The sequence below is a fragment of the Corynebacterium neomassiliense genome (genome assembly GCF_900626215.1).
Lineage (GTDB): Bacteria > Actinomycetota > Actinomycetes > Mycobacteriales > Mycobacteriaceae > Corynebacterium > Corynebacterium neomassiliense.
This window is the reverse complement of record NZ_LR131106.1, coordinates 124,061-145,621: the sequence shown is the minus strand read 5'-3', so window position 1 is coordinate 145,621 and position 21,561 is coordinate 124,061. Positions and strand designations below refer to the sequence as shown.

Sequence of the window (21,561 nt, the reverse complement as noted above, 5' to 3'; positions counted from 1 at the left end):
GCGCCTGAACCGCCCACCGTCAGGGGGACACCGCCGGGCACACTGCCGGAGTCCCCCGTCAGCTCACCGCCGCAACATCTCGGCGACGAGGAACGACAGCTCCAGTGCCTGCTGGGTGTTCAGCCGCGGGTCGACGACAGTGGCATAGCGGGAGGGCAGGTCCCTGTCCGTGATGTCCTGGGCACCGCCGACCACCTCGGTGACGTCCTCGCCGGTGAACTCGATGTGCACGCCACCGGGGTGGGTGCCGAGCGCCCGGTGCACCTCGAAGAACCCCTGCACCTCATCAATGATCCGGTCGAAGTCACGGGTCTTGTAGCCGTTCGACGAAGTGTAGGTGTTGCCGTGCATCGGATCGCACTGCCAGATGATCTTGTGCCCGGTGGCCTCCACCGCCCGGACGATGGGCGGAAGCGCGTCCCGGATCTTGTCGTAGCCCATCCTGCTGATCAGGGTGAGACGGCCCGGTTCATTCGCCGGATCCAGCTTCTCGACGTAGGCGACGGCCTCCTCAGGAGTGGTCGTCGGGCCGATCTTCACTCCGACGGGATTGCCCACCAGTGCTGCGAAGGCGACATGGAAGTCCTCGAGGCCCCGGGTCCTCTCACCGATCCAGATCTGGTGCGCAGACAGGTTGTAGAGGACATCTTCACCGTTCTCGCCGTGCGCGAGTCGCAGCATCGCACGCTCGTAGTCGCGGACGAGAGCCTCGTGGGAGCAGTAGATGTCGGCGGTCTGGAGGGTGGAGTCCTTGACCCCGCAGGCGGACATGAACTCCAGACCACGCTCAATCTCCTCGGCGAGAGCCTCGTAGCGCGCCCCGGCCGGAGAGTTTGAGACGAACTCGCGGTTCCATTCGTGGAGCTTCGCCAGATCTGCCGTACCCGAACTGGTCAGTGCCCTGACCAGGTTCATTGCCGCGGCCGAGTTCGCGTAGGCCCGGACCATCCTCGAGGGGTCGTGTCGGCGTCCTTCCTCGGTCGCCTCGATGCCGTTGACGATGTCGCCACGGTAGTTGAGCAGACCGTTGGAGTCCGTGTCCGAGGAGCGCGGCTTCGCGTACTGCCCGGCGATACGGGCCATCTTCACCACAGGTGTGGAGGCACCGTAGGTCAGTACCACCGCCATCTGCAGGAGGGTCTTGATGTTGCCGCGGATGTGCGGCTCGGTGTTGGACTCGAAGGTCTCCGCACAGTCACCTCCCTGGAGCAGGAAGGCACGGCCGTTGGCGACATCGGCGAGCTGCCGGCGGAGCCGACGGATCTCCGGGGCGACCACGATCGGCGGCACCGACTCCAGGATCTTGCGGACACGGTCCGCATGGCCCTGGTCCCAGCCCGGCTGCTGCTTCGCGTCACGTGCCACGGCATCCTGGAAACGGTCCTCGAGCTCCCCCGGAAGCGGTGGCAGATCAGGAAGCTCATCAAGTGGTGCGTCAATAGTCCAACCCATGCGCGTCATCATACGGACAACCCTGTCCGGACGGTGAACTGCCCTGCCCCCGACGGCCTCAGGACCTTCGGGCCCTCTTCGCCTGCACTGACAGCCGGTACTTCACCACGTTGAAACGGGCGTCCGCCAGCGCGTCATGGGCGTTCGACGGTTCCTCCGGAAGAGACGGCCGCCCGGCGTCCTCCCAGAGCTGCCGCAACTCACGGGTGAAACGCGGCAGCTCACGCGGCAGCCCCGTCATGTCCCCCCAGAGCTGGGCGAAGGCGACATGGTCGTAGGCTCCGATCCACGCCCACAGTTCCGGACGGTCCGACGCCGGAAGCCACTCGCCCGGCGTGTGGCCCGGCAGGAGGAACCGGTACAGCCGTTCCCTCAGTTCCGCCCGCGACATCCACGCCGGATCCGACCGGGGCGGGAGCTGCGGGAGGACATGACGGCGGACCCAGTCCCCCGCCCTACGCTCGTCGAACTCGGTGGAGACCGCGTAGAACTCACGGCCGTCCTCGGCGACAACCCCGATCGACACCAGGTCGACGGTTCTGCCGTCCTCGATGAACTCCGTGTCATAGAAATAGCGCACGGTCGCCCAGTCTAGCCGGCCGACAGTCCGCCGCCCTGTCCTGTCCGTCTCCTCCGGGGAAGAGCCGGCGGGTAGAGCACCCATTTCAGCACGGGAACGCGACCCAGACGGTAGAACAGCATCCCCGCCACGGCACAGGTGACCAGGCCGATGACGATCTGTGTGTCCATACCCGTGAGGAAGGCCCAGCGTTCCGGGTCCGACTCGAACAGGCGTCTCAGGATCACCGCATTGACCAGGAACAGGGCGGCGTGGTGGGAGACATACACGGGAAGAGTGTTCCGGCCCACCGCCGCCAGCGCGGTGGACACGACAGGTATCCTGGCGATCCACGTCGCCAGGAGGATGCCGGCCGGCACTGCGCTGAAGATACGGACCAGCGAGGCGACAGACATCAACGCAGCCTCCCGGGAGGTCCACCCGTCGGGATCCACCCGGTGCGTCAGGTCCGCCATGACCCGTTCCCACCCGACATAGGCCACCACGGCCGCAGAGACGACCCGCCAGTCCGAGGCCGCCTCCGACAGCCGGAAATACACTTCGCGGAAGTGAAGGCCCAGGAAGAACGCGGGCAGATACGCCGTCAGGTGGGTGATCTCGTTGTACTGGGTCAGACCTGCGGCGGCGGCGGCGAGTGCCGGCACCACCGACATTCCGACGGCCACCAGCGGCGGTACCCTGCGGAGCAGACAGGCGGCGATGTTGAAGACCATCAGCGCATAGAGGAACCAGATACCGGGGTCACCCAGCGCAATGGCGCGGAGCATCGAGGCCCAGGTCACATCGCCGGTCATGGAGATACGGATGGCTGCCTGTACCGGGGTGAAGACGAGGTACGGAACCAGCAGGAACCACAGTCTCCGGTACCAGAGGTCACCGAGGGTCCGGGAGATGACCCGGTGGGCGAACAGGCCGGATATCAGGAAGAACATGGGCATGCGGACCGGATCCATCACGGTGCTGAACCACTGCCAGCCGGAGTCCTTCGCCCCGGGTACGCCGCTGATCACGTGCATGTAGCACACCGCGATGATCGACAGCCCCTTGGCGCAGTCCGCCCACAGGAGCCGCTCGCGCACCCCGTTCTGCGGGGCGCCGCCGACCGCCGGTGCAGGCCTGTCCGGTCCCGTCACCGCCGTGGCCGCTGTCCCCGGAGTTTCTGACATGGGTGACGAGATTGCCTGAATTCCGGGGAAACGGCAACTCACCGTAGGCTGACTTGCCGTGAACATTGCAGCGAGCTTCCCCCGCATCTCCGGGCGCGCCCGACAGGTACTCCGCCCTCTGACAGTGGTCCTTATCACTGCCGCGGTGGTGTACACCGCCGTCAGGTTCGTCGTCGGCCCCGGAGGTGTCGTATACCACATCGACTTCGACGTGTACCGCTCCGGTGGACACGCAGTCCTGGACTCGGTCCCCCTCTACCAGGGATCGTTCAGGGTCGGAGGGATCACGCTGCCTTTCACGTATCCACCGCTGTCAGCTGTGACATTCGTCCCCCTCGCCCTGATGCCCCTGTGGCTCGGTGAAGTCGTGTTCACCGTTGTCAGTGTGGTCGCCCTGCTCCTCACCGCGGTGATAACGCTCCGTTCTCTCTCCCGCGAATCCGGGGACATCCTGCCCCGGCACCGGCTGTGGACCACTGCGGCTGTGGTCACCGCGGCAGGGGTGTTCGCCTGGCCGGTGGTGTCGACCCTGGAGTACGGGCAGATCAACATCATGCTCATGCTGCTCGTCGCCGCCGACCTCCTCCTGCCGAGGACTCCGTGGCCCCGGGGGATGCTGGTGGGTCTGGCCGCCGCACTGAAGCTGACCCCTGCCGTGTTCGGCCTGTTCTTTCTTCTGCGCCGACAGTGGAAGGACGCCGCTACCAGCGTCATCTCCGGTCTCGCCTTCACCGCCCTGGCCTGGGTCATCCTCCCCGCAGACTCCCTCCGGTACTGGACCGAGACCGTCAGCGACCCTACCCGCATCGGCGGTCTGATGTACTCGGCGAACCAGTCCTGGCGGGGTGCTGTCGCACGCTTCACCGACGACCCTCTCCAGACCCGTATATGGGTCACACTGGCCGTGGTCACTGTCGTCGCGGTAACGGTCGTGATGTACCGCCAGCTCTCAGTCGGCGCCACCACGGCAGCCGTGTGCACGAATGCTCTGCTCGGCCTTCTCGCCTCGCCGGTGTCCTGGGCGCATCACTGGGTGTGGGTCGTGCCGATGGCCGTTGTCGCCGTGGCGTCCGCCTGCCGTGCCGGTACCGGACAGGTCCGGCGTGCCGCAGTGTTCCTCGCCGTGGTCGTTACCGTGGTACCGGTGCTGCTGGTCGTCCATACCTGGTTTCCCTCGACCCACGACGTCGAAAGGACATGGAGTGTGGCGATGAAGATCCTCGGGTCGGAACTTGTCCTCACCGGGGTCTGCTGGCTGGTGATCGGTGGCCTCCTTCCCCGGGCCACCCGCCCTGCCCCCCGCGCCGACGCCAGGACTGAACCCGGAGCCGCGCCGGTGCCGTCGACGTAACCGGCAGTTGCTCAGAGGCGGTAACGGAGGAAACGTGGCCGGGGACGGTGCCCCAGGACAACCCCTCTTCCCGGCTCTGAACCTTCAGGGTAGCCCTCCCCTGCTGCGAGGGACTTCTTCACGTCCGCGGCGTAGAAGTCCTCGACGTACTCCTGGCCCGAGAGCTCCGCGATCCGTTCCATCACATAGTTCGTCAGCCCCCGCGCACTGGCGTAGGGGTCACCCTCGACGTGGAAGTCGGCCGGATCGACAGGGTCACCGACAATGACGCCCACCCGGTACGGGCGCAGGATCCACGAGCCTGCGTGGTTCGCCTTCTGCGTGTTGATCATGGCCACCGGGTACACCGGTGCGCCGGATTCCAGGGCCATCCTCGCCATCCCGGTCTTTCCACGGTAGAGACGACCGTCAGGAGAGCGTGTTCCCTCCGGGTACATGCCCAGCGGGTCACCCTTCTCCAGCACACGCAACGCAGTGTGCAGGGCGGCGTCGCGCTGGCTTTTGTCTCCACGGTCGACGGGGACCTGTCCCACGGACGAGAAGAACCACTTCTGGATTCCCCCTGCGAACCCCGGAGTGGTGAAGTACTCCTTCTTGGCGAGGAAGGTGAGCTGCCGCTTCGACAGCAACGGAAGGTAGAGGGAATCCATCACCGCCAGATGGTTGGAGGCCAGGACCACCGGACCTGACGCGGGAATCTTGTCGAGGCCGCTGGCGAAAGGTCGGTTGTACACCCACAGGAACGGGCCGACAAAGACATTTCTCAACCACCAGTACGTGCGGTTGTGCAACTGTTCTTCCTCTCTCAGGGGTTCACCCGGGAATCCACCCGGGAATCGGACCCGGTTTCCGGCCGGGCATCGGACCCGGTATCTGGCCGGGCGTCCACTGCTCCGGCGAGAAGCGCCACGCCGATCATACCTGCGTCCGCACCGAGCACTCCCGTCTCCACCCTGGCCAGAGGCCGGTGGCCCGCACCGACGACGTTGAGTGCCATCTCCTCCACCGCGACATCGAGGAAAAGGTCCGCATCGCGGCTCACGCCACCTCCGAGGACGATCAGCCCGGGATCGAGGATCTCCTGCACCACAGCGAGTCCCCTTCCCAGCCACCGTCCGAAATCTTCGATCACCTCCCCGGCCAGGATGTCACCGCTGCGCGCCAGGCTCACCACGGTGCGACCGGTGATCCCCTCCGGGGTGGAGTGGTAGTGCTCCGCCAGCGCGCTGTCCGGATGCCTTCCGGTGGCGATGAATTCTCGTGCGGTCAGTTCCAGCGCGCTCCCCGAGCAGTACCTCTCCAGGCAGCCCCGTTTCCCGCACGGGCAGGACCTGCCTCCCCGCACCACGGTGAGATGTCCGAACTCCGGGGCCGTTCCGAATTCTCCGCGGTATATCCGCCCGCCGGTGACGAGGGCACCACCGATACCGGTGCCCACCGCAAAGTAGGCCCAGGTGCCCGCGTCCCCGCCGGGCCCCAGGATCTGTTCGCCCCATGCGGCGGCATTGGCGTCATGCTCGAGGACTACCGGAAGACCGAGGATCCGGGACAGCCTGTCACGGACCTCCATGTCCCGCCACGGCAGGTGGGGGGCAAATCTCACCGAGGTCCGGTCGGCAGTGATGAAACCGGCAACAGCCAGTCCGACAGCCGTGACACGGTGACGGGAACGCAGAGCAGCGACAACGTGGCTGATGGCGGTCTCCAGGGCCGGGACCGAGCTCGGGGTGGGAAGCTGCTCAACATCGATGATCCGGCCCCCGGCGTCGACCACGGCCGCTCTGAGGTTGGTGCCGCCGATGTCGATACCGATTGTCAGCCGTTCACTCGTTGACACGTCCGGGTCCACGTCCTCTCAGTTCACCGTGCAGTGCAGGCCGGAGCTACCCGGTGCAACCCTCCCAGCGTATCCGTCAGGCCCGCCAGTTCCAACTGTGCCTGGGCGTCCGCCTGCCGTCACCGTCGATGACCGCGGACAGTTCCTCCCCCAGGATCTGCCAGTTCCACGCCCGTCGGACGAACTCCCTGCCCCGGACGGAGTACCGCTGTGCCCGTTCCGTGTCCTCCAGGAGTGCGGACACGATCCGGGCGACCTCGTCGGCGTCCCTGCCGTCGACGACATCTCCGGTCACCGCGTCCAGGACGGACTCAGGGGCACCGCCGCCGTCGCCGGCGACCGTGGGGACGCCACACGCCTGCGACTCCAGGAACACGATCCCCAGTCCTTCGACAGAGAATCCTCCGGCCTCGGTCCGCACGGGCATGGCGAAGACATCACCGGCACAGTAGTGGGAGACAAGTTCCCCTGGACTGACCGGACCTGTCACCGTGACCCTGTCGGAGACGCCGAGACGTTGTGCCGACCGTCGCAGCGTCTCGGCGTAGTCACCCGGCCCCACGAGGAGGAGGTGGGCGTCGGGAATCGAGCTGAGGATCCGGGGCATGGCCTCGACAAGGGTGTCCTGACCCTTTCGCGGCACCAGGCGGGAGATACACACCACGACCCTGCGGTTGTCGACGCCGTAGCGTTCCCGGATCCGCCGGCGACCCTCCTCGTCCGGCCGGAAGACGGATGCGTCAACCCCGCCAGGCATGGGCTCCCAGGCCACGGTCGGTCCGAAAGCACCCATGATGCGGTCGCGGGCGTAGCGGGAGACATAGGTCAGGCAGTCGACCGAGCGACCGATGTGGCGCAGTACGGCCCTGCCTCCGGGAACCATCGACCAACCGACCTCGTGCCCGTGGGTGGACGCCACGATCCGCCGCGCGCCGGCCCGTCGGGCAGCACCGGCGAGGAGTGCGAACGGCGTCGACGATCCGAACCAGACGGTGTCGATGTCGAAGTCGCGGATCAGCCGGGACATCTCCGCTGCGGCAGCCGGTCCCGGCAGCAGAATCCGGTGCGGCCACCTGACAACCGGGTACGGCAAACCGGCGTCACAGACTGCGGCGGCACGGGCGTCACCGGTGGAGGCGAAGACCACGAGCCGGCCGGGTTCCCGGCGCTCGAACTCTGCGCAGTAGTCGCGGAGATAGCTCTGGATTCCCCCCAGTTCCGGGGGAAAATCATTGGTCACCAGGAGTACGCGGGCCTCTCCCGCGACGTGCCTGCCAGCTGACCGAGTCGCTGCTGAGGGTTCTGCTGAAGATTCCACTGGGGGCCGTCGGTGGTGCGGGGTCAGTACCTGGCGGCGCCGGCGAACGGCATACTGTCCACGCTGACCACCTGGACCGGGATCCCGTAGTCGGAGGCGTGCACGATCTGGCCGTCACCGATGTACATTCCCACGTGGCTGACCCCGGAGTAGTAGCCGACGATGTCCCCTGGCTGCAGCTGGTCCCTGGACACCGGAGTACCGCCGGAGATCTGGGCGCCTGAGGTGCGCGGGATGGTCTTGCCGATCTGCTGGTAGGCCCAGTACATCAGGCCGGAACAGTCGAAGGCGTCCGGTCCTGCGGCACCCCACGAGTACGGGGCACCCAGTTTGCTCAGGGCGGCGGCGACGACCCCGTCCGAGACCGGGGACGCTTCCACGCTCTGGAGAATCTGGGGGACGTCAACCTGGATCGGCCCGTTACGGTCGATCCACCGCTGCTTCTGGTCCGGTGACATGTTGTTCACGGCAGTGGCGATCTGGTCCTTGAGCGTGTCGAGCTCTGCCGTGCGGGCGTCCAGCTCGCGCTGCTGCCGGGCGGCTTCAGCCAACCGGAAGTCGGCCGTCGCCTTGGTGCGCAGCGCCAGGGAGCGGGAGGACGCCGCGCTGCGGAGAGATTCCTCGAGTTCCGTGACCTTCGCCGTACGACTGGCGCTCAGCGCACTGCTGTAGGCCCGCCTGTCGATGGCGTCCTGTGGGCTGGAGGCACCCACGGTGGCCGTGACCGGGTCTACGGTCGCACCCCGGTACAGCGAGCGGGAGAGGTCGGTGACCGGCCCCTGCGCCTCCTTCGCCCGGGCGGCCGCGGCATCAGCCTCGGCGGTGTACCTGTCCACGACCTCTCTGGCACGGTCCGACAGGGCCCTGGCCTCTTCCAGAGCGGCAGCATTCTCAACCACACGGTCACTTGTCGCCTCGGCCTGCCTGGAGACCTCCTCCAGACGCTCCAGCAGCCCGTCAGCGTCGGCGGGCAGGGCCGACGTGTCGACCGGCGAGGACGCCGGATCTTCGGCTGTCGTGGCCGGGGCAGGGTCCGCATGGGCGATCTGCCCGCCACCGGTCACGCTCACACCCGCAACCACCGCACCCAGGGTGAGGCTGATGCCGGCGACTGCGCGGCCGGCGCCGGCCGTGTGAAACCTCGTGGTGCCTGCCCGGTGCCGGGCACTAGGACGATTGATCACTGTTGAACAAACCTCTCGGACACAGTCGTTGAATTCCATCAGACATACTGCCACAGGGTCACGGCGAACCCTCAACGACCCACACACCCTGTGACTGGTGTGAAATTTGTGATTATCACCCGGATACGGGCCGGGCCGACACCCCTGTCACCAGGTGGAGTCGGCCCGAGCACTCGTCAGCACTGAAGATGCACCGGCGAAGGAGATGCCTCTAGAACCTCACCGCATTGTTGATCGGCATGTAGTCCATGGAGGTCACCTTCACAACATCACCTTCGGTGGGAGCATGGACCACCTGGTTGTCGCCGATGTAGATACCCACGTGAGAAGCACCGGAGTAGAAGGAGATGATGTCGCCGACCTGCAGCGCATTCAGCGGCACCGGGGTTCCGGATGACGCCTGTGCCCCTGAGGTGCGGGGAATGGACTTGCCGACCTGGGAGTAGGCCCAGGAGGTCAGCCCGGAGCAGTCGAAGGCGTCAGGCCCGGTCGCTCCCCATGCATAGGGGGAACCCTGCTTGGACAGTGCAGCATCCGCGATCCTCTGCCCCTCGGAGACGACGGGGGCAGGCGCGGCGTAGGCGACCGCACCGGAAGCCGGCGCAGCGTAGGAACCGGCGGCGGCGACGGCGGAATCGACGTAAGGCTGGGCCGCAGCGATCAGTTCGTCGGGGACGTCCACCGAGTAGTCGGTGCCCGGAACCTGGACGGGGGCGGCCTGGGCGGTCGCAGGCAGTGCCACGACGGCGCCGACGCCGATCGCGGCCGCGGCCACGATGTTGCGCCGGGAGGAGCCGTTCTTGAAACTGTGCATACCCATAAGGAAGAAAAGCCTTTCGAGATCGTTGTGGGGACGCGATATCACCGGCGCCCCTCAAGGTCACGAGAAGATTACGAAACGATCACGCTTCGTGTCCAGTGCTGCAGCCGAGAATCTTCTCCGCCGTGGCTGTTACCGGACCGTGACGCATTGCGCCGCGCCGACACGCCACCCCTCGCCCCCCTGCCGGAGTAACGATTAGATAACGCTCTCACCTGCCAAAATACTGAGAGTCGCGCCGGCGCCACACTACCGCATGGTCAACCGGACCATGGCACACCACCACCATCTGTGATCCTCGACACATTCGAACAGTTACGGGGTACAACAGGGGGTGACCTGTCCGGTCCGGTGCCTAGCATGGAGCAGCATGACATCAGTCCGGCACGGGGAGAACTACGAACCAGTGGATTCCATTTTTCTCCAGGAGCAGCTGCGCCGGACCTTGACCAACTGTGTGGTCATCGACTGCGAGACCACCGGTCTCGACCCGGCAGAAGATGTCCTCATCGAAATCGCGGCTCTCCGCGTCCGCAACGGCTGCGCCGTCGCTGTGTTCCACCGCATGGTCAGTCCGTCTCGCCCTGTGCCCGCGGTGGTGACAGGATTGACAGGCATATCCGAGGACGATCTGCAGTCCGGCGAGGACCGGGCAGAGGCTGTCAGGGATCTCACCGGTTTTCTCCAGGATGTTCCTCTGGTGGGGCACAACATCGCCTTCGATCTCGCATTCCTCCGCGCAGCGTGCTCCCACCTGGCATTCGATCCACCGGAAACTCTCTGTACCGCTGACACCGCCCGTCGCCTCGTCCCGCGTTCCCGGGTGGGCCGCTACAGGCTGTCCACGTTGTCACAGGTCTTCGAGCTTGCTCACAGGCCCACCCACAGGGCTGTCCACGACGTCCGGGCCACACTGGATCTGCTCCGTTTGCTCAGCGTGATACATGCCGACGACTGAGCGTCTGTCTCGCGCCCCCGCCACACCCGACTCTCCCTCACACCGGGCTGAAGGGCCCCGCACAGTCTCAGGTGAGACTGTGCGGGGCCCTTCACGTGACGTGTCGTCAGTCAGATGACGGTATCAGGAGACTACGGGTTCGCGTGGCCTTCGTTCTCGAGTGCCTTACGGTTGGCATCGTTGAGACGCCTGAGCATCTCGATCTTCTCGTGCTCGTTGGCCTCTTCGATCTCGGAGACCTTCTGGACGATGTCCTCCGGGTCCGGGCGGAAGAACCCGCCACGGCCCGGCTGTCCGGCAAGGCCGAGTTCGTTGAGCTTCTTCGGCACCTGGGCACCGGCGTACTCCAGCGGAACAGGATGACCGTGGTCGTCGACCGGTCCGAGCGGCTGATGGACTTCGATGAAACCGCCGTTCGGCAGCTGACGGATCGTACCGGTCTCGATACCGTGTTCCAGGACCGCTCTGTCGGACCTCTGAAGGCCGAGGCAGATGCGGTAAGTCACGAAGTAGGCGATCGGTGGCAGCAGCAGGAAGCCCAGCCGTCCGATCCAGGTCATCGCGTTCAGTGAGATCTGGAAGTGGAGAGCGAACAGGTCGTTTCCGCCGGACAGCGTCAGAATGAAGTACGCGGTCAGGGCCATGACGCCCAACGAGGTACGGACCGGCACATCCCGGGGCCGCTGCAGAAGATTGTGGTGAGCAGTGTCCTTGGTGAAGTGCTGCTCGATCCAGGGGTAGGTGAACAACAGAACCAGAAGGACACCCAGCAGGACGGCAACCCAGAACACACCCGGAATCGTGTAGTTACCCAGGTAGAGTTCCCAGGCCGGCATGATGCGGGCAGCACCGTCAGTCCACAGCATGTAGATGTCAGGCTGAGATCCTGCGGAGACCTGCGATGGATTGTAGGGGCCCAGGTTCCAGATGGAGTTGATCTGGAAGAGACCTGCGATCAGTGCGATGACGCCGAACGTGATGATGCCGTACGCCGCAGAGTGAACGATGAACACCGGAAGAATCCGCACACCGACAACGTTGCGCTCGGTACGCCCGGCCCCCGGGAACTGGGTGTGCTTCTGGTACCAGACCAGGGCCAGGTGCGCTGCGATGAGCGCGAGCAGAATGGCGGGGATCAGCAGCACGTGGGCAATGTACAGGCGAGGAATGATGATGTCACCCGGGAAGTCACCGGCAAACATGATCCAGTGGAGCCAGGTACCGATGATCGGAAGGCTGACCACGATGGCGGACATGATGCGCAGCCCCACGCCGGACAGCAGATCGTCCGGGAGGGAGTAACCCATGAAGCCTTCAGCCACGGACAGCAGAAGTAGTACACAGCCGATGACCCAGTTCGCCTCACGCGGCTTACGGAAAGCTCCGGTGAAGAAGATGCGCAGCATGTGCACGATGATGGAGATCGCGAACAGCAGCGCAGCCCAGTGGTGGACCTGGCGGATGAAGAGACCCCCGCGGACCTCAAAAGAAAGGTTCAGCGCTGTCTCGTACGCCTTCGACATTTCCACGCCGTTGAGCGGAGCATAGGCACCGTCGTAGATCACCTTCGACAGGGAGGGATCGAAGAACAGTGTCAGGTAGACACCTGACAGAAGCAGAATGACAAACGAGTAGAGGGCGATCTCGCCGAGCATGAACGACCAGTGGCTCGGGAAAACCTTGTTGATCTGCCTGCGGATACCGGCGGCCATCGTGTACCGCTGGTCCATGTTGTCGGCGGCATGCGCCAGACGGGACGGTTTGGTTGATGTGCTCATGACTTACGCTCCCAGAATGCCGGGCCGACCGGCTCGATGAAGTTCCCCTTGGCGTAGAGGTAACCTTCACTGTCCACGGAAATGGGCAGCTCAGGCAGCGCGCGGGCCGCAGGGCCGAAGACAGGCTTACCCCAGTGCAGTGCGTCGAACTGGGACTGATGACACGGGCAGAGAATACGGTTGGTCTGCTGCTCGTACAGTGAGGTCGGGCAGCCGATGTGGGTGCAGATCTTCGAGTAGGCGTAGTAGTCGCCGTAGTGGAAGTCTTCCTGTCCCTCACGCTGGACGGCCTTCAACGCGTCCTCATGCCTCAGCCGGATCAGCATCACGGCATTCCTGGATCCGTGCACCGAGTGCATGTGCTCCTCATACACGTCCCGGGTCGGGTCGTAGCGGTCACCGTCATTGACCATGTCTTCGGAAAGGGGGAACACCGTCTCCATACCGCCGGCATCGAGATCTTCGGGGCGGACGCGTACGAGTCGGTTCACACCCTGCGTGCTGTAGTGCCCGTCGTGCTCCTCCGCAATCGCAGCGGTGTCCCGGCCGAGGTACACCTTGGTGTTCTGCTCGGTCAGGGTCCATCCTGTGGTCCACAGAGTTCCGTCTCCCTGAATACCCATCGCCTTGGGCTTCCAGGGGTTCTTGACGATACCGCCGAGCGGCAGGATCACAGCAAGACCCATCAGGGCGGCACCGGTTCCGGCCAGGCCCATCATGACCTTGCGCCGTCCCAGAGTCGATGTCTTCCACGCGTCGTTCAGCAGCGCGGTGATGGTCTTCCGGTCAAGCTCGTCAGAGGGCCCGTCGTGACGGGTCTGGACCGAAATCTCCTCCGGAACGAACTTCTTCGAGAACTGGACTGCACCCACACCGAGACTGATGATCGACAAGCCTGCGGTGACACCGAGCAGCGGAGTGTACAGGGTGTACATCCACAGCCCGTCCTCCTCGAGGTGCTTGTACTGCCAGGGCCAGAAGAGGTACACCGCAGCAAAGGCGATTCCGAAGACCACTGAGAGCGCGAACCAGATGTTGACGCCACGGGCCGCCCGCTTCTCCGCAGGGTCTCCCTCGACAGGGAAGCGCTCCTTGCGGTAGGCGACGGTCACGCCGTCGAGCTCGGTACCGAGGCGGGCGAGCTCTTCGTCGCTCATCGCCTTGATCTCGTCTTCCGTGTACTTGCTCTTGATCTCACTCATGACCGGGTTCCAATCCACATTGCACCGCCGATGAGCACGACGATGCCGACGATCCACATCAGCATGCCCTCGGTGACGGGGCCGGCACCGCCGAGACCGTAACCGCCCTGGGACGGGGTCTCCTTCGCGGACTTGATGTAGGCGATGATGTCCTTCTTCTCGTCCGCGGTGAGCTGACGGTCAGAGAACTTCGGCATGTTCTGGGGGCCCGTGAGCATGGCCTGGTAGATCTCCTGCTCATTGGCGTTGTCCAGCACCGGGGCATACTTACCGCCGGAGAGAGCGCCACCACGACCGGTGAAGTTGTGGCACGAGGCGCAGTTCAGACGGAAGAGGTCGGAGCCACGGGCGACATCGCTCGGGTCGATCTTGCCGTCATCGTTGTTGGCTCCTCGCAGAGACTCCATCGCGACGGAGCCGTCTTCGTCCCGCACGATCCCCGGGCCGCCGCCGTTGGCGTTGACGTACGCTGCCAGAGCCAGAGTCTGCTGCTCGTTGAACCGGGCGTCCTTCCGCTCTGCCTGGGCTTCGTTCCGCTTCATCGGCATACGACCCGAGTGCACCTGGAAGTACACCGCACCTTCACCGACACCGACCAGCGAGGGACCACGGTCCTTGACACCCTGGAGGTTGGCTCCGTGGCAGGTGATACAGGCAACCTCGTAGATTTCCTGACCCTGGTTGATCAGGGTTTCGGCGTCGACGTCGGCGGTCGCCTCCTGGGCATCCGGGGTCACGGCCTGGGCAATGAGTCCTGCACCGGACAGACCGAGCACGAGCGCGAGCGCTCCGGCCACGGTCCGGCGCAGCTTACGCCGGCTACGGCGCGTCCTGCGTGTTGTGGATGCCTCGGGCGAGCCGGTCACCGGCTGCTCCCCCTCGGTCATGCTGTGGTTGGTATCCATCTTGTTCCCTTAACTCGTCATATGGAATGCGATGGGCTTAACGGCCGAGCGTCACACATCGGCCCGTTCGGCCTACTGGATGAAGTAAATCGTGATCCACAGGCCGATCCACACGACGTCGACGAAGTGCCAGTAGTAGGACACGACGACGGCTGCGGTGGCCTGCGCCGGAGTGAACTTCGACTTCACGGTGCGGATGAGCACCACGACGAAGGCCAGTACGCCGGCGAGGACGTGTGCACCGTGGAAGCCGGTGGTGATGTAGAACACCGAGCCGTAGACGCTGCTCGCGATGGTTGTCCCCTCGTGCACCAGGTTCACGTACTCATAAGCCTGGCCCAACAGGAAGACGGCGCCCAACACGACTGTCAGGGCGTACCACTTCCGGAGACCGAAGACGTCGCCCCGCTCAGCCGCGAAAACACCCCACTGTGCCGTGAAGGACGACGACACCAGGATCACGGTGATGAGTAGTGCGAAAGGCACGTTCAGGTGCGTCGGGTGAGACGGCCAGTCACCACCCGAGTTCGCCTTCGACACGAAGTACATCGCGAAAAGTCCCGCGAAGAACATCAATTCCTGCGACAGGAACACAATCGTGCCGACGCTGACCATGTTCGGCCGGTTCAGCGTCGCAACACGTTGTGGTGCTGCCATACCTTGGTTTCCAACTGCGCTCGTCACGTCATCAAGTATGTACTGTCATCACCGTGTAGTCGATTCGCGACCCCCCGTAAATCGGAGGTTCCTGAAAACCCGCAGGTCAACGGACACCTGTTCCTGCGAGTTCACCACAAACGGGGTTAGACGGGAACTTTCCTGCCCCCATATCCGACGTAGTGGCATACCTGCAGGTGAGAGCGGTTTCCTTACCTGACCGCACACCCCGTCACCAACTCCGCGGAACCACCCCTCCCCCCTTATCGGGGGTGGTCCGAACACCCTTGTGTCCTGCCCCGGGCGGGTATCCGCCGGGTCGTCGCGTCGGCTCACACCAATGCTAACCCGCAGACGCCGGAACACACCCACCACCGCTCGCCGTACCCCCGATCGGACCCGGGAATAGACTGGAGGAGCGCCGGTTGTCTCTCCGACCGGTTCTCTGGGCAGACGCCAGATCACAGAAACCCCGAAAGAAGAGGATCCCCTATGTCGTCCCCGGCTCACACACCGGACCACATTCCACCACTGGGGCAGGACAGCCTTCCCCCGAGCTACTTCACCTGGCCCGGAGTTCTTGACCGGATCGGTCGACGCGAAGAGCTCAGCGAATCCCAGGTTTCCTGGGCGGTCCGCGAAATCATGTCGGGCAGGGCGACAGACGCACAGATCGCAGCGTTCTCCTTCGGTATCCGGGTGAAAGGCATCACCGCCGCAGAGCTCTCGTCAGCGGCGAGTACCATGCGGGAGTTCGCGACCCCTGTCGACTTCTCCGACATTCCCGAAGCCGTGGACATCGTCGGTACCGGCGGGGACGGCCACCATACCGTCAACATTTCCACCATGGCGTCCTTCGTCGTGGCAGCCGCCGGTGTCACCGTCGTCAAGCACGGAAACCGCGCCGCCTCCTCGCTCTGCGGGGGTGCCGACGTGCTCGAGGCTCTGGGGCTGGATATCGAGCGCGATCCCGGCACCGTGCACGCTGACGCGTTGCGTACAAGGTTCGCGTTCATGTACGCGAAGACCTATCACCCGGCGATGCGTTTCGCCGGCCCCGTACGTTCGCAGTTGGGGGTTCCTACGATCTGGAACCTGCTGGGCCCCATGACCAACCCCGCAACTCCGAAGTACGCGCTGGTGGGGTGCGCATTCCGGGACATGATGCCGATCATGGGAGGCGCCTTCGCCCACCAGGGCGTACGGGCCCTCATCGTCCGTGGCCTTGACGGCATGGACGAGATCAGTGTCAGTGCTCCGACCGAGGTCGTGACGGTGGACAGTACCGGCCGAACCGGCGAATTCACCGTCAATCCCCGCGCCTACGGCTTCGAAATCTACGACGAAGAAGCACTCCGCGGCGGAGACCCGGAATTCAACGCCGACATCGCACGCAGGCTCATGGCCGGCGAACTCGAGGGCGCGGTCAAGGATGCTGTCCTGATCAATGCGGCAGCGGCGCTCGCCGCCGTCAAGGGATGGGAGGACTCCGACCTGCACACCGTCCTCACTGAACAGGTTGCAGTCGCCCGTGAGGCGCTGGAGTCCGGACGAGCAGAGCAGGCCATGCAGCTCGTCCTGTCCGCCTGACTGACACTGCCGAGAGCTTCCGGAGGGAAATTCGCGGCTGACCGGGCGTCGTCACCTCTCTGACGCCCCCGCAGCGGTCCTCGGTCTGCCGTGCTGTACAACAGAGGGCCCCACCTCGCTACGAGGTGGGGCCCGCCGGGCCTGTCGGACAGTGGAAAGTCAGTCTTTCTCCGGGGGCAGTCCGTACTGCAGGTTCAGCATCACGGTCGACCAGATCAGCATGACCGCTCCCATGAGGATCAGCCAGATGTGGAAGAACGCGATCCCGTACCCCATCAGCATGATCGCGAAAGCCATGAGGAAGGGCCATCCTGAGCTTGCGGAGAAGAACCCGAGGACTCCGGCGCCGTCCTCGATCTCTGCCTGCTCCCAGTCCTTGGGCTCAATGTCCGCCTTGTGGTTGGCAAGGTGGAAGTAGGCACCGAGGAAGAGGCACAGCAGTGTTGCGAGGACCAGGCCCGTTCCGCCCGCCCACTCGATACCCTGCTGATTACCGTTGTCGCTCAATTTCGCGGTGGCGAAAAAGTACAGCACTGTCATGACGACCAGGAACGCCGCCAGACCGTACATCAGTTTGGCTGTCTGCCGCATTGTTCTCTCCTTCGAGTTAACTGCCGCTTACGCGGCAGCGTCACCGATGTAGTTGTCGCCGTCGACCGAGCGCGTACCTGCACGGTCCGGGAGGAAGGGCCGGGTGCTGGTGGCGTACGGGTCTTCGCCCACGGCGTCGAGAGCCTCGGCGTTGGTGGCGTCCGGGTTGGTCTTCCGGAACTCGAGGTACCGGGTGAAGGTGTCCGGGGAAACCGCACGGATCTCGAAGTTCATCATGGCGTGGTAGGTACCGCACATTTCAGCGCACCGTCCGACGAACGCACCCTCCTTCTCGATGCCCTCGATCTGGAAACGACGTTCCTGGTGGTTCTTCTCCGGATGCGGCATCACGTCGCGTTTGAAGAGGAACTCCGGAACCCAGAAGGAGTGGATGACGTCCGAGGAGGCGAGATTGAACTCGATCGGTGTGTTGGTCGGGAGAACCAGCACCGGAACTTCCTCGGAAGTGCCTACGGTCTCGATCTTGTCGTAGTTCAGGTAGGAGAAGTCCTCGGAGGAACCACCGTGGATAGGACCGACGATCTCCCCCTCCTCATCAACCTCGGTCGGCTGAGAGAGCAGCGCGGAGTCCGCCTTCTTCTGCGCGTCCGCGCCGGAGTAGTCCGCCCCGTCCTGGGTCAGGGAGCCCTTGACCTCGCCGTAACCGAACTTCCAGTTCCACTGGTACGCGGTGACGTCAACCGTGACCTGCGGATCCTTGTCCATGGCCGTGACCTTGTCCTGGGTCTGGACAGTGAAGAAGAACAGACCCATGACAATGATCACCGGGACGGCAGTGAGCGCCAGTTCCAGGTTGACGTTGTAGGCAGTCTGACGAGGGAACTCTCCCTTGCCCGCCTTCTTCGCGCGCTTGGCACCGTCCCGGAACATCACGAGGAACATCAGGCCCCACATGATCAGGCCGATAATCCAGGCGACAACCCAGGTCCAGACCCAGAAGTTGCCCATCGACTTGGACTCAGGGGTGATTCCGTCCGGCCACCCCATGCGCAGGGCATGGAAGAATCCGTTGTCAGGTGGAGCGGCGTCGCAGCCGGCAAGGGCCAGGGCACCGAGTCCCAGAGCACCGACCAGTCCCAGCTTGCGGGCCATACCGTGAACTTTTCGCTGTTCCACGCGAGTATGCCTTCCTCAATCACACGTCGTGTTCACCGGAACCTGCGCGGACAGTCACCTGCAGAGGACCACCCACTCGTTCCGTATCACTTAGTGACAATAGTCCATGCGTCACTGACAGCCACCATCTAGGGGCTGACCGTGTCCGGACCTCCGCCCTATTCCGGGGTTGAACTCCCGGGGTTGAACTTCCGGGGTTGAACTTCCGGGGTTGAACTTCCGGGGTTGAGCTCTCGGGAGTTGAACACAGGTTCGTGTCGTCTCGTGCCTGGTACCCCTCCGCTGTAACGACCAACTGTCTGCCCACCGTGCGGAGGACCGCCCTTCGCAGAACGGGGCAGTCGGAACATCGGTACCGGCAGGACAACCGGAACAGTCTTCCCGCGGGCCTACGGCGGCTCGAGATCTGTTCCACAGACTTGACTGGCAGTACCTCGGCCCACGGCTAGTAGTGTGGACCCGGTACCTCGCCGTCGTACCTCGCGGTCGACCGCCTCCCCTATCTATATGGAGATGACCTCTACAGCTCATGTGTGGACTTCTTGGAATTCTCACCGCACTCGGTGACGCACCCCGGTTTGTCGACCCCGTGGCCCACGCTCTGCCATGCATGCGCCACCGTGGCCCTGACGAGGACGGGACCTGGAACGACGATGACGTCGTCTTCGGATTCAACCGCCTGTCCATCATCGACCTGGAGCACTCCCACCAACCCCTCCAGTGGGGCCCGGAGGACTCACCCGAACGCTACTCACTGACATTCAACGGTGAGATCTACAACTACGTGGAGCTCCGGGAGGAACTGCAGGCCGCCGGATACACCTTCCGCACCTCCGGCGACAGCGAGACCATCGTGGTCGGCTACCACCACTGGGGAACCGGGGTGGTCGAGCACCTCCGCGGCATGTTCGCCTTCGCGGTGTGGGACTCTGTGGACCGGAAGATGTTCCTGGCACGTGACCCCTTCGGCATCAAGCCGCTCTTCTACGCCACGACCGCTGCCGGGACAGTGTTCGGCAGCGAGAAGAAGTCGATCCTGGACATGGCGTCTTCGACGGGACTGGACCTCTCCCTCGACTACCGTGCCGTAGAGCACTACACCGATCTGCAGTACGTGCCGGAGCCGGAGACACTCCACTCCGGAATACGCCGTCTGGAGTCCGGGTGCCACGCCACCCTGCGTCCCGGTGGACCGGTCGAGGCGGTACGTTACTTCCGCCCGGACTTCACCCCCACCCCCGTCCCCGCGGGAACGGAGGACGCCCTGTTCCACCGCATCGCGGATGCGCTGGAAGACTCGGTCGCCAAGCACATGCGGGCCGACGTGACCGTCGGGTCCTTCCTGTCCGGCGGCATCGATTCGACAGCCATTGCGGCCCTCGCTAAGCGGCATAATCCGGACCTGGTGACCTTCACCACCGGATTCGAGCGGGAAGGCTACTCGGAGGTGGATGTCGCCGCCGAATCCGCTGAAGCCATCGGTGTGGAGCACGTGGTCAAGGTGGTGTCCCCGGAGGAGTTCGCAGCTGCCGTACCGAAGATCATCTGGTACCTCGACGACCCGGTGGCCGATCCTGCTCTCGTCCCCCTGTACTTCGTCGCCGCCGAGGCCCGCAAGAGGGTGAAGGTCATCCTGTCCGGCGAGGGTGCCGATGAACTCTTCGGCGGCTACACCATCTACAAGGAACCTCTGTCGCTGGCCCCGTTCGACCGGATCCCCTCCCCTGTCAAGAAGGTGCTGCACAAGGTCGGTGAGATCATGCCGGAGGGCCGGCGGGGTAAGTCGCTGCTGTTACGCGGTACGACTCCCATGGAGGAGCGGTACTACGGTAATGCCCGTTCCTTCAACTATGAGCAGCTCAGCAGGGTGCTGAAGACCGCACGACCGGAGTGGGACCACAGGGAGGTGACCGCACCGATCTACGATCGTTCCCGGAACTTCGATCCGGTGGCAAGAATGCAGTACCTCGACCTTTTCACGTGGCTGAGGGGTGACATTCTCGTCAAGGCAGACAAGATCACCATGGCGAACTCACTGGAACTCAGGGTGCCTTTCCTGGACAAGGTGGTCTTCGACGTCGCCCGTACCCTCCCCTACGATCTGAAGATCAGTCACGGCACCACGAAGTACGCACTGCGCCGTGCGATGGAGCTCATCGTTCCGCCCCACGTGATCAACCGGAAGAAGCTCGGGTTCCCGGTTCCCATCAGGCACTGGCTCGCAGGTCCTGAACTCTACGACTGGGCCCGGACCGTCATCGAGGAGTCCCAGACCGACGAGATCTTCAACAGAGCGGAAGTTCTCGCCATGCTCGACGAGCACCGGGTTGCGATGAACACCGGTCACGGCCCGGATCATTCGCGCCGTCTGTGGACCGTCATCGCGTTCATGATCTGGCACGGGATCTTCGTCGAGGACCGCATCCACCCGGAGATCGACGAACGCGACTACCCCGTCCAGCTGTAGACGCCTGAACCCCCGGACGAGAACTCTCGTCCGGGGGTCTCCGCCCGCCGCCGGCTGACCCCGCCCGGGGACACGCGGTCAGTGGTGGTGACTCAGCTGAAGGAGTCGCCGCAGGCGCAGGATCCGGTGGCGTTGGGGTTGTCGATGGTGAACCCCTGGGACTCTATGGTGTCCGAGAAATCGATCCTGGCGCCGGTGAGGTAGGGAGCGGACATCTTGTCGACGACGAGGTCAACGCCGTCGAAGTGGTCGACGTGGTCTCCGTCGAGCATACGGTCGTCGAAGAACAGCTGGTAGCGCAGTCCTGCGCAGCCGCCCGGCTGCACGGCGATGCGCAGGGAGAGATCGTCACGTCCCTCCTGTGCGAGCAGCGCGGCCGCTTTCTCAGCTGCCGCACCGGTCAGTTCAACGCCGGTGGTCTTCTCGGGAGCGGTCATGATTTCCTCCTCGGTAGTGCGGATGTGAGTTCACGCTACCCCCGTTCAACCGACAATTCCACCGCCGTATTCCTGCCACCTCTTTCCAGCTGTGACTGGTGGCCGGGCGTCACCGACTTCGGGCCCTCGTT

General features: G+C 64.3%; 19 protein-coding genes. 4 read left to right on the top strand and 15 right to left on the bottom strand.

Annotated elements, in window-relative coordinates; all coding sequences use genetic code 11:
• Nucleotides 1-63: 63 nt before the first annotated feature.
• The 3 genes from E0E18_RS00690 to E0E18_RS00680 are packed head-to-tail and all read right to left on the bottom strand — an operon-like array spanning nucleotide 64 to nucleotide 3,198.
• Nucleotides 64-1,452: a class II 3-deoxy-7-phosphoheptulonate synthase gene (locus E0E18_RS00690; RefSeq protein ID WP_110482541.1), complete on the bottom strand. Its 1,389-nt coding sequence runs from the start codon at nucleotides 1,450-1,452 to the stop codon at nucleotides 64-66.
• Nucleotides 1,453-1,510: 58 nt separating this feature from the next.
• Nucleotides 1,511-2,032, bottom strand: coding sequence for a polyadenylate-specific 3'-exoribonuclease AS (locus tag E0E18_RS00685; protein WP_130839078.1), 522 nt, complete (start codon nucleotides 2,030-2,032; stop codon nucleotides 1,511-1,513).
• 11 nt (nucleotides 2,033-2,043) lie between these two features.
• Nucleotides 2,044-3,198: an acyltransferase family protein gene (locus E0E18_RS00680; RefSeq protein ID WP_130839077.1), complete on the bottom strand. Its 1,155-nt coding sequence runs from the start codon at nucleotides 3,196-3,198 to the stop codon at nucleotides 2,044-2,046.
• Nucleotides 3,199-3,256: 58 nt separating this feature from the next.
• Between E0E18_RS00680 and E0E18_RS00675 the strand changes: the two genes are divergently transcribed.
• Entirely contained in the window at nucleotides 3,257-4,549 is a 1,293-nt protein-coding gene (locus E0E18_RS00675) for a glycosyltransferase 87 family protein (protein ID WP_237559567.1), read from the top strand.
• Nucleotides 4,550-4,560: 11 nt separating this feature from the next.
• Here E0E18_RS00675 and E0E18_RS00670 read toward each other — a convergent pair whose 3' ends face one another.
• The 5 genes from E0E18_RS00670 to E0E18_RS00650 all read right to left on the bottom strand — a co-directional run bounded on the left by E0E18_RS00670 (nucleotide 4,561) and on the right by E0E18_RS00650 (nucleotide 9,708).
• The gene (locus E0E18_RS00670) at nucleotides 4,561-5,340 is read right to left on the bottom strand and encodes a lysophospholipid acyltransferase family protein (RefSeq protein ID WP_130839076.1); all 780 of its coding nucleotides are present in this window, start codon (nucleotides 5,338-5,340) and stop codon (nucleotides 4,561-4,563) included.
• 14 nt (nucleotides 5,341-5,354) lie between these two features.
• On the bottom strand, nucleotides 5,355-6,386 hold the full coding sequence (locus E0E18_RS00665; RefSeq protein ID WP_078057524.1) for an ROK family protein: 1,032 nt from the start codon (nucleotides 6,384-6,386) through the stop codon (nucleotides 5,355-5,357).
• A gap of 76 nt (nucleotides 6,387-6,462) precedes the next feature.
• A complete protein-coding gene (locus E0E18_RS00660) occupies nucleotides 6,463-7,626 on the bottom strand; it encodes a glycosyltransferase family 4 protein (protein WP_237559566.1) in 1,164 nt (387 codons plus the stop codon).
• A 101-nt stretch (nucleotides 7,627-7,727) separates the two neighbouring features.
• The gene (locus E0E18_RS00655; RefSeq protein ID WP_237559565.1) at nucleotides 7,728-8,888 is read right to left on the bottom strand and encodes an NlpC/P60 family protein; all 1,161 of its coding nucleotides are present in this window, start codon (nucleotides 8,886-8,888) and stop codon (nucleotides 7,728-7,730) included.
• 211 nt (nucleotides 8,889-9,099) lie between these two features.
• A complete protein-coding gene (locus E0E18_RS00650; RefSeq protein WP_110481546.1) occupies nucleotides 9,100-9,708 on the bottom strand; it encodes a C40 family peptidase in 609 nt (202 codons plus the stop codon).
• Nucleotides 9,709-10,078: 370 nt separating this feature from the next.
• On the opposite strand from E0E18_RS00650, the gene E0E18_RS00645 reads away from it, so the two are divergent.
• Nucleotides 10,079-10,666 carry a 3'-5' exonuclease gene (locus E0E18_RS00645; RefSeq protein WP_130839073.1) on the top strand — a complete coding sequence of 196 codons (588 nt, stop codon included), beginning with the start codon at nucleotides 10,079-10,081 and terminating at the stop codon, nucleotides 10,664-10,666.
• Between the two features lie 131 nt (nucleotides 10,667-10,797).
• On the opposite strand, the gene qcrB is transcribed toward E0E18_RS00645, so the two are convergent.
• The 4 genes from qcrB to ctaE form a co-directional block, all read right to left on the bottom strand.
• Nucleotides 10,798-12,444, bottom strand: coding sequence for a cytochrome bc1 complex cytochrome b subunit (qcrB, locus tag E0E18_RS00640; RefSeq protein ID WP_066589028.1), 1,647 nt, complete (start codon nucleotides 12,442-12,444; stop codon nucleotides 10,798-10,800).
• Nucleotides 12,441-13,646, bottom strand: a complete 1,206-nt coding sequence (gene qcrA, locus E0E18_RS00635) for a cytochrome bc1 complex Rieske iron-sulfur subunit (RefSeq protein WP_110481547.1) — start codon at nucleotides 13,644-13,646, stop codon at nucleotides 12,441-12,443. The genes qcrB and qcrA overlap by 4 nt, the downstream gene beginning before the upstream one ends.
• Nucleotides 13,643-14,551: a cytochrome bc1 complex diheme cytochrome c subunit gene (gene qcrC / locus E0E18_RS00630; RefSeq protein ID WP_066589033.1), complete on the bottom strand. Its 909-nt coding sequence runs from the start codon at nucleotides 14,549-14,551 to the stop codon at nucleotides 13,643-13,645. Before qcrC ends, qcrA begins: the two co-directional genes overlap by 4 nt.
• A 72-nt stretch (nucleotides 14,552-14,623) precedes the next feature.
• Nucleotides 14,624-15,235: an aa3-type cytochrome oxidase subunit III gene (gene ctaE, locus E0E18_RS00625; RefSeq protein WP_066589036.1), complete on the bottom strand. Its 612-nt coding sequence runs from the start codon at nucleotides 15,233-15,235 to the stop codon at nucleotides 14,624-14,626.
• Nucleotides 15,236-15,700: 465 nt separating this feature from the next.
• Here ctaE and trpD point away from each other — a divergent pair, with 465 nt between their 5' ends.
• Complete coding sequence (trpD, locus tag E0E18_RS00620; RefSeq protein WP_066589038.1) at nucleotides 15,701-16,798, top strand: anthranilate phosphoribosyltransferase; 1,098 nt, start codon at nucleotides 15,701-15,703, stop codon at nucleotides 16,796-16,798.
• 159 nt (nucleotides 16,799-16,957) lie between these two features.
• On the opposite strand, the gene ctaF is transcribed toward trpD, so the two are convergent.
• Nucleotides 16,958-17,389, bottom strand: a complete 432-nt coding sequence (ctaF, locus tag E0E18_RS00615; RefSeq protein ID WP_066589041.1) for an aa3-type cytochrome oxidase subunit IV — start codon at nucleotides 17,387-17,389, stop codon at nucleotides 16,958-16,960.
• 27 nt (nucleotides 17,390-17,416) lie between these two features.
• The gene (gene ctaC, locus E0E18_RS00610; protein ID WP_227870993.1) at nucleotides 17,417-18,502 is read right to left on the bottom strand and encodes an aa3-type cytochrome oxidase subunit II; all 1,086 of its coding nucleotides are present in this window, start codon (nucleotides 18,500-18,502) and stop codon (nucleotides 17,417-17,419) included.
• A gap of 553 nt (nucleotides 18,503-19,055) precedes the next feature.
• On the opposite strand from ctaC, the gene asnB reads away from it, so the two are divergent.
• Nucleotides 19,056-20,993, top strand: coding sequence for an asparagine synthase (glutamine-hydrolyzing) (gene asnB / locus E0E18_RS00605; RefSeq protein WP_130839072.1), 1,938 nt, complete (start codon nucleotides 19,056-19,058; stop codon nucleotides 20,991-20,993).
• Between the two features lie 92 nt (nucleotides 20,994-21,085).
• Here the strand turns inward: asnB and E0E18_RS00600 are convergent, their stop codons facing one another.
• Nucleotides 21,086-21,430, bottom strand: a complete 345-nt coding sequence (locus tag E0E18_RS00600; protein WP_066589049.1) for a HesB/IscA family protein — start codon at nucleotides 21,428-21,430, stop codon at nucleotides 21,086-21,088.
• Nucleotides 21,431-21,561 lie beyond the last annotated feature (131 nt).

Bases quoted from the DNA above. Each gene is read 5' to 3' on its own strand.
- ctaC (WP_227870993.1), bottom strand. From the start codon at position 18,502: ATGGCCCGCAAGCTGGGACTGGTCGGTGCTCTGGGACTCGGTGCCCTG.
- qcrB (WP_066589028.1), bottom strand. From the start codon at position 12,444: ATGAGCACATCAACCAAACCGTCCCGTCTGGCGCATGCCGCCGACAAC.
- E0E18_RS00650 (WP_110481546.1), bottom strand. From the start codon at position 9,708: ATGGGTATGCACAGTTTCAAGAACGGCTCCTCCCGGCGCAACATCGTG.
- qcrA (WP_110481547.1), bottom strand. From the start codon at position 13,646: ATGAGTGAGATCAAGAGCAAGTACACGGAAGACGAGATCAAGGCGATG.
- E0E18_RS00690 (WP_110482541.1), bottom strand. From the start codon at position 1,452: ATGGGTTGGACTATTGACGCACCACTTGATGAGCTTCCTGATCTGCCA.
- trpD (WP_066589038.1), top strand. From the start codon at position 15,701: ATGTCGTCCCCGGCTCACACACCGGACCACATTCCACCACTGGGGCAG.
- E0E18_RS00600 (WP_066589049.1), bottom strand. From the start codon at position 21,430: ATGACCGCTCCCGAGAAGACCACCGGCGTTGAACTGACCGGTGCGGCA.
- qcrC (WP_066589033.1), bottom strand. From the start codon at position 14,551: ATGGATACCAACCACAGCATGACCGAGGGGGAGCAGCCGGTGACCGGC.
- asnB (WP_130839072.1), top strand. From the start codon at position 19,056: ATGTGTGGACTTCTTGGAATTCTCACCGCACTCGGTGACGCACCCCGG.
- E0E18_RS00680 (WP_130839077.1), bottom strand. From the start codon at position 3,198: ATGTCAGAAACTCCGGGGACAGCGGCCACGGCGGTGACGGGACCGGAC.
- E0E18_RS00645 (WP_130839073.1), top strand. From the start codon at position 10,079: ATGACATCAGTCCGGCACGGGGAGAACTACGAACCAGTGGATTCCATT.
- ctaF (WP_066589041.1), bottom strand. From the start codon at position 17,389: ATGCGGCAGACAGCCAAACTGATGTACGGTCTGGCGGCGTTCCTGGTC.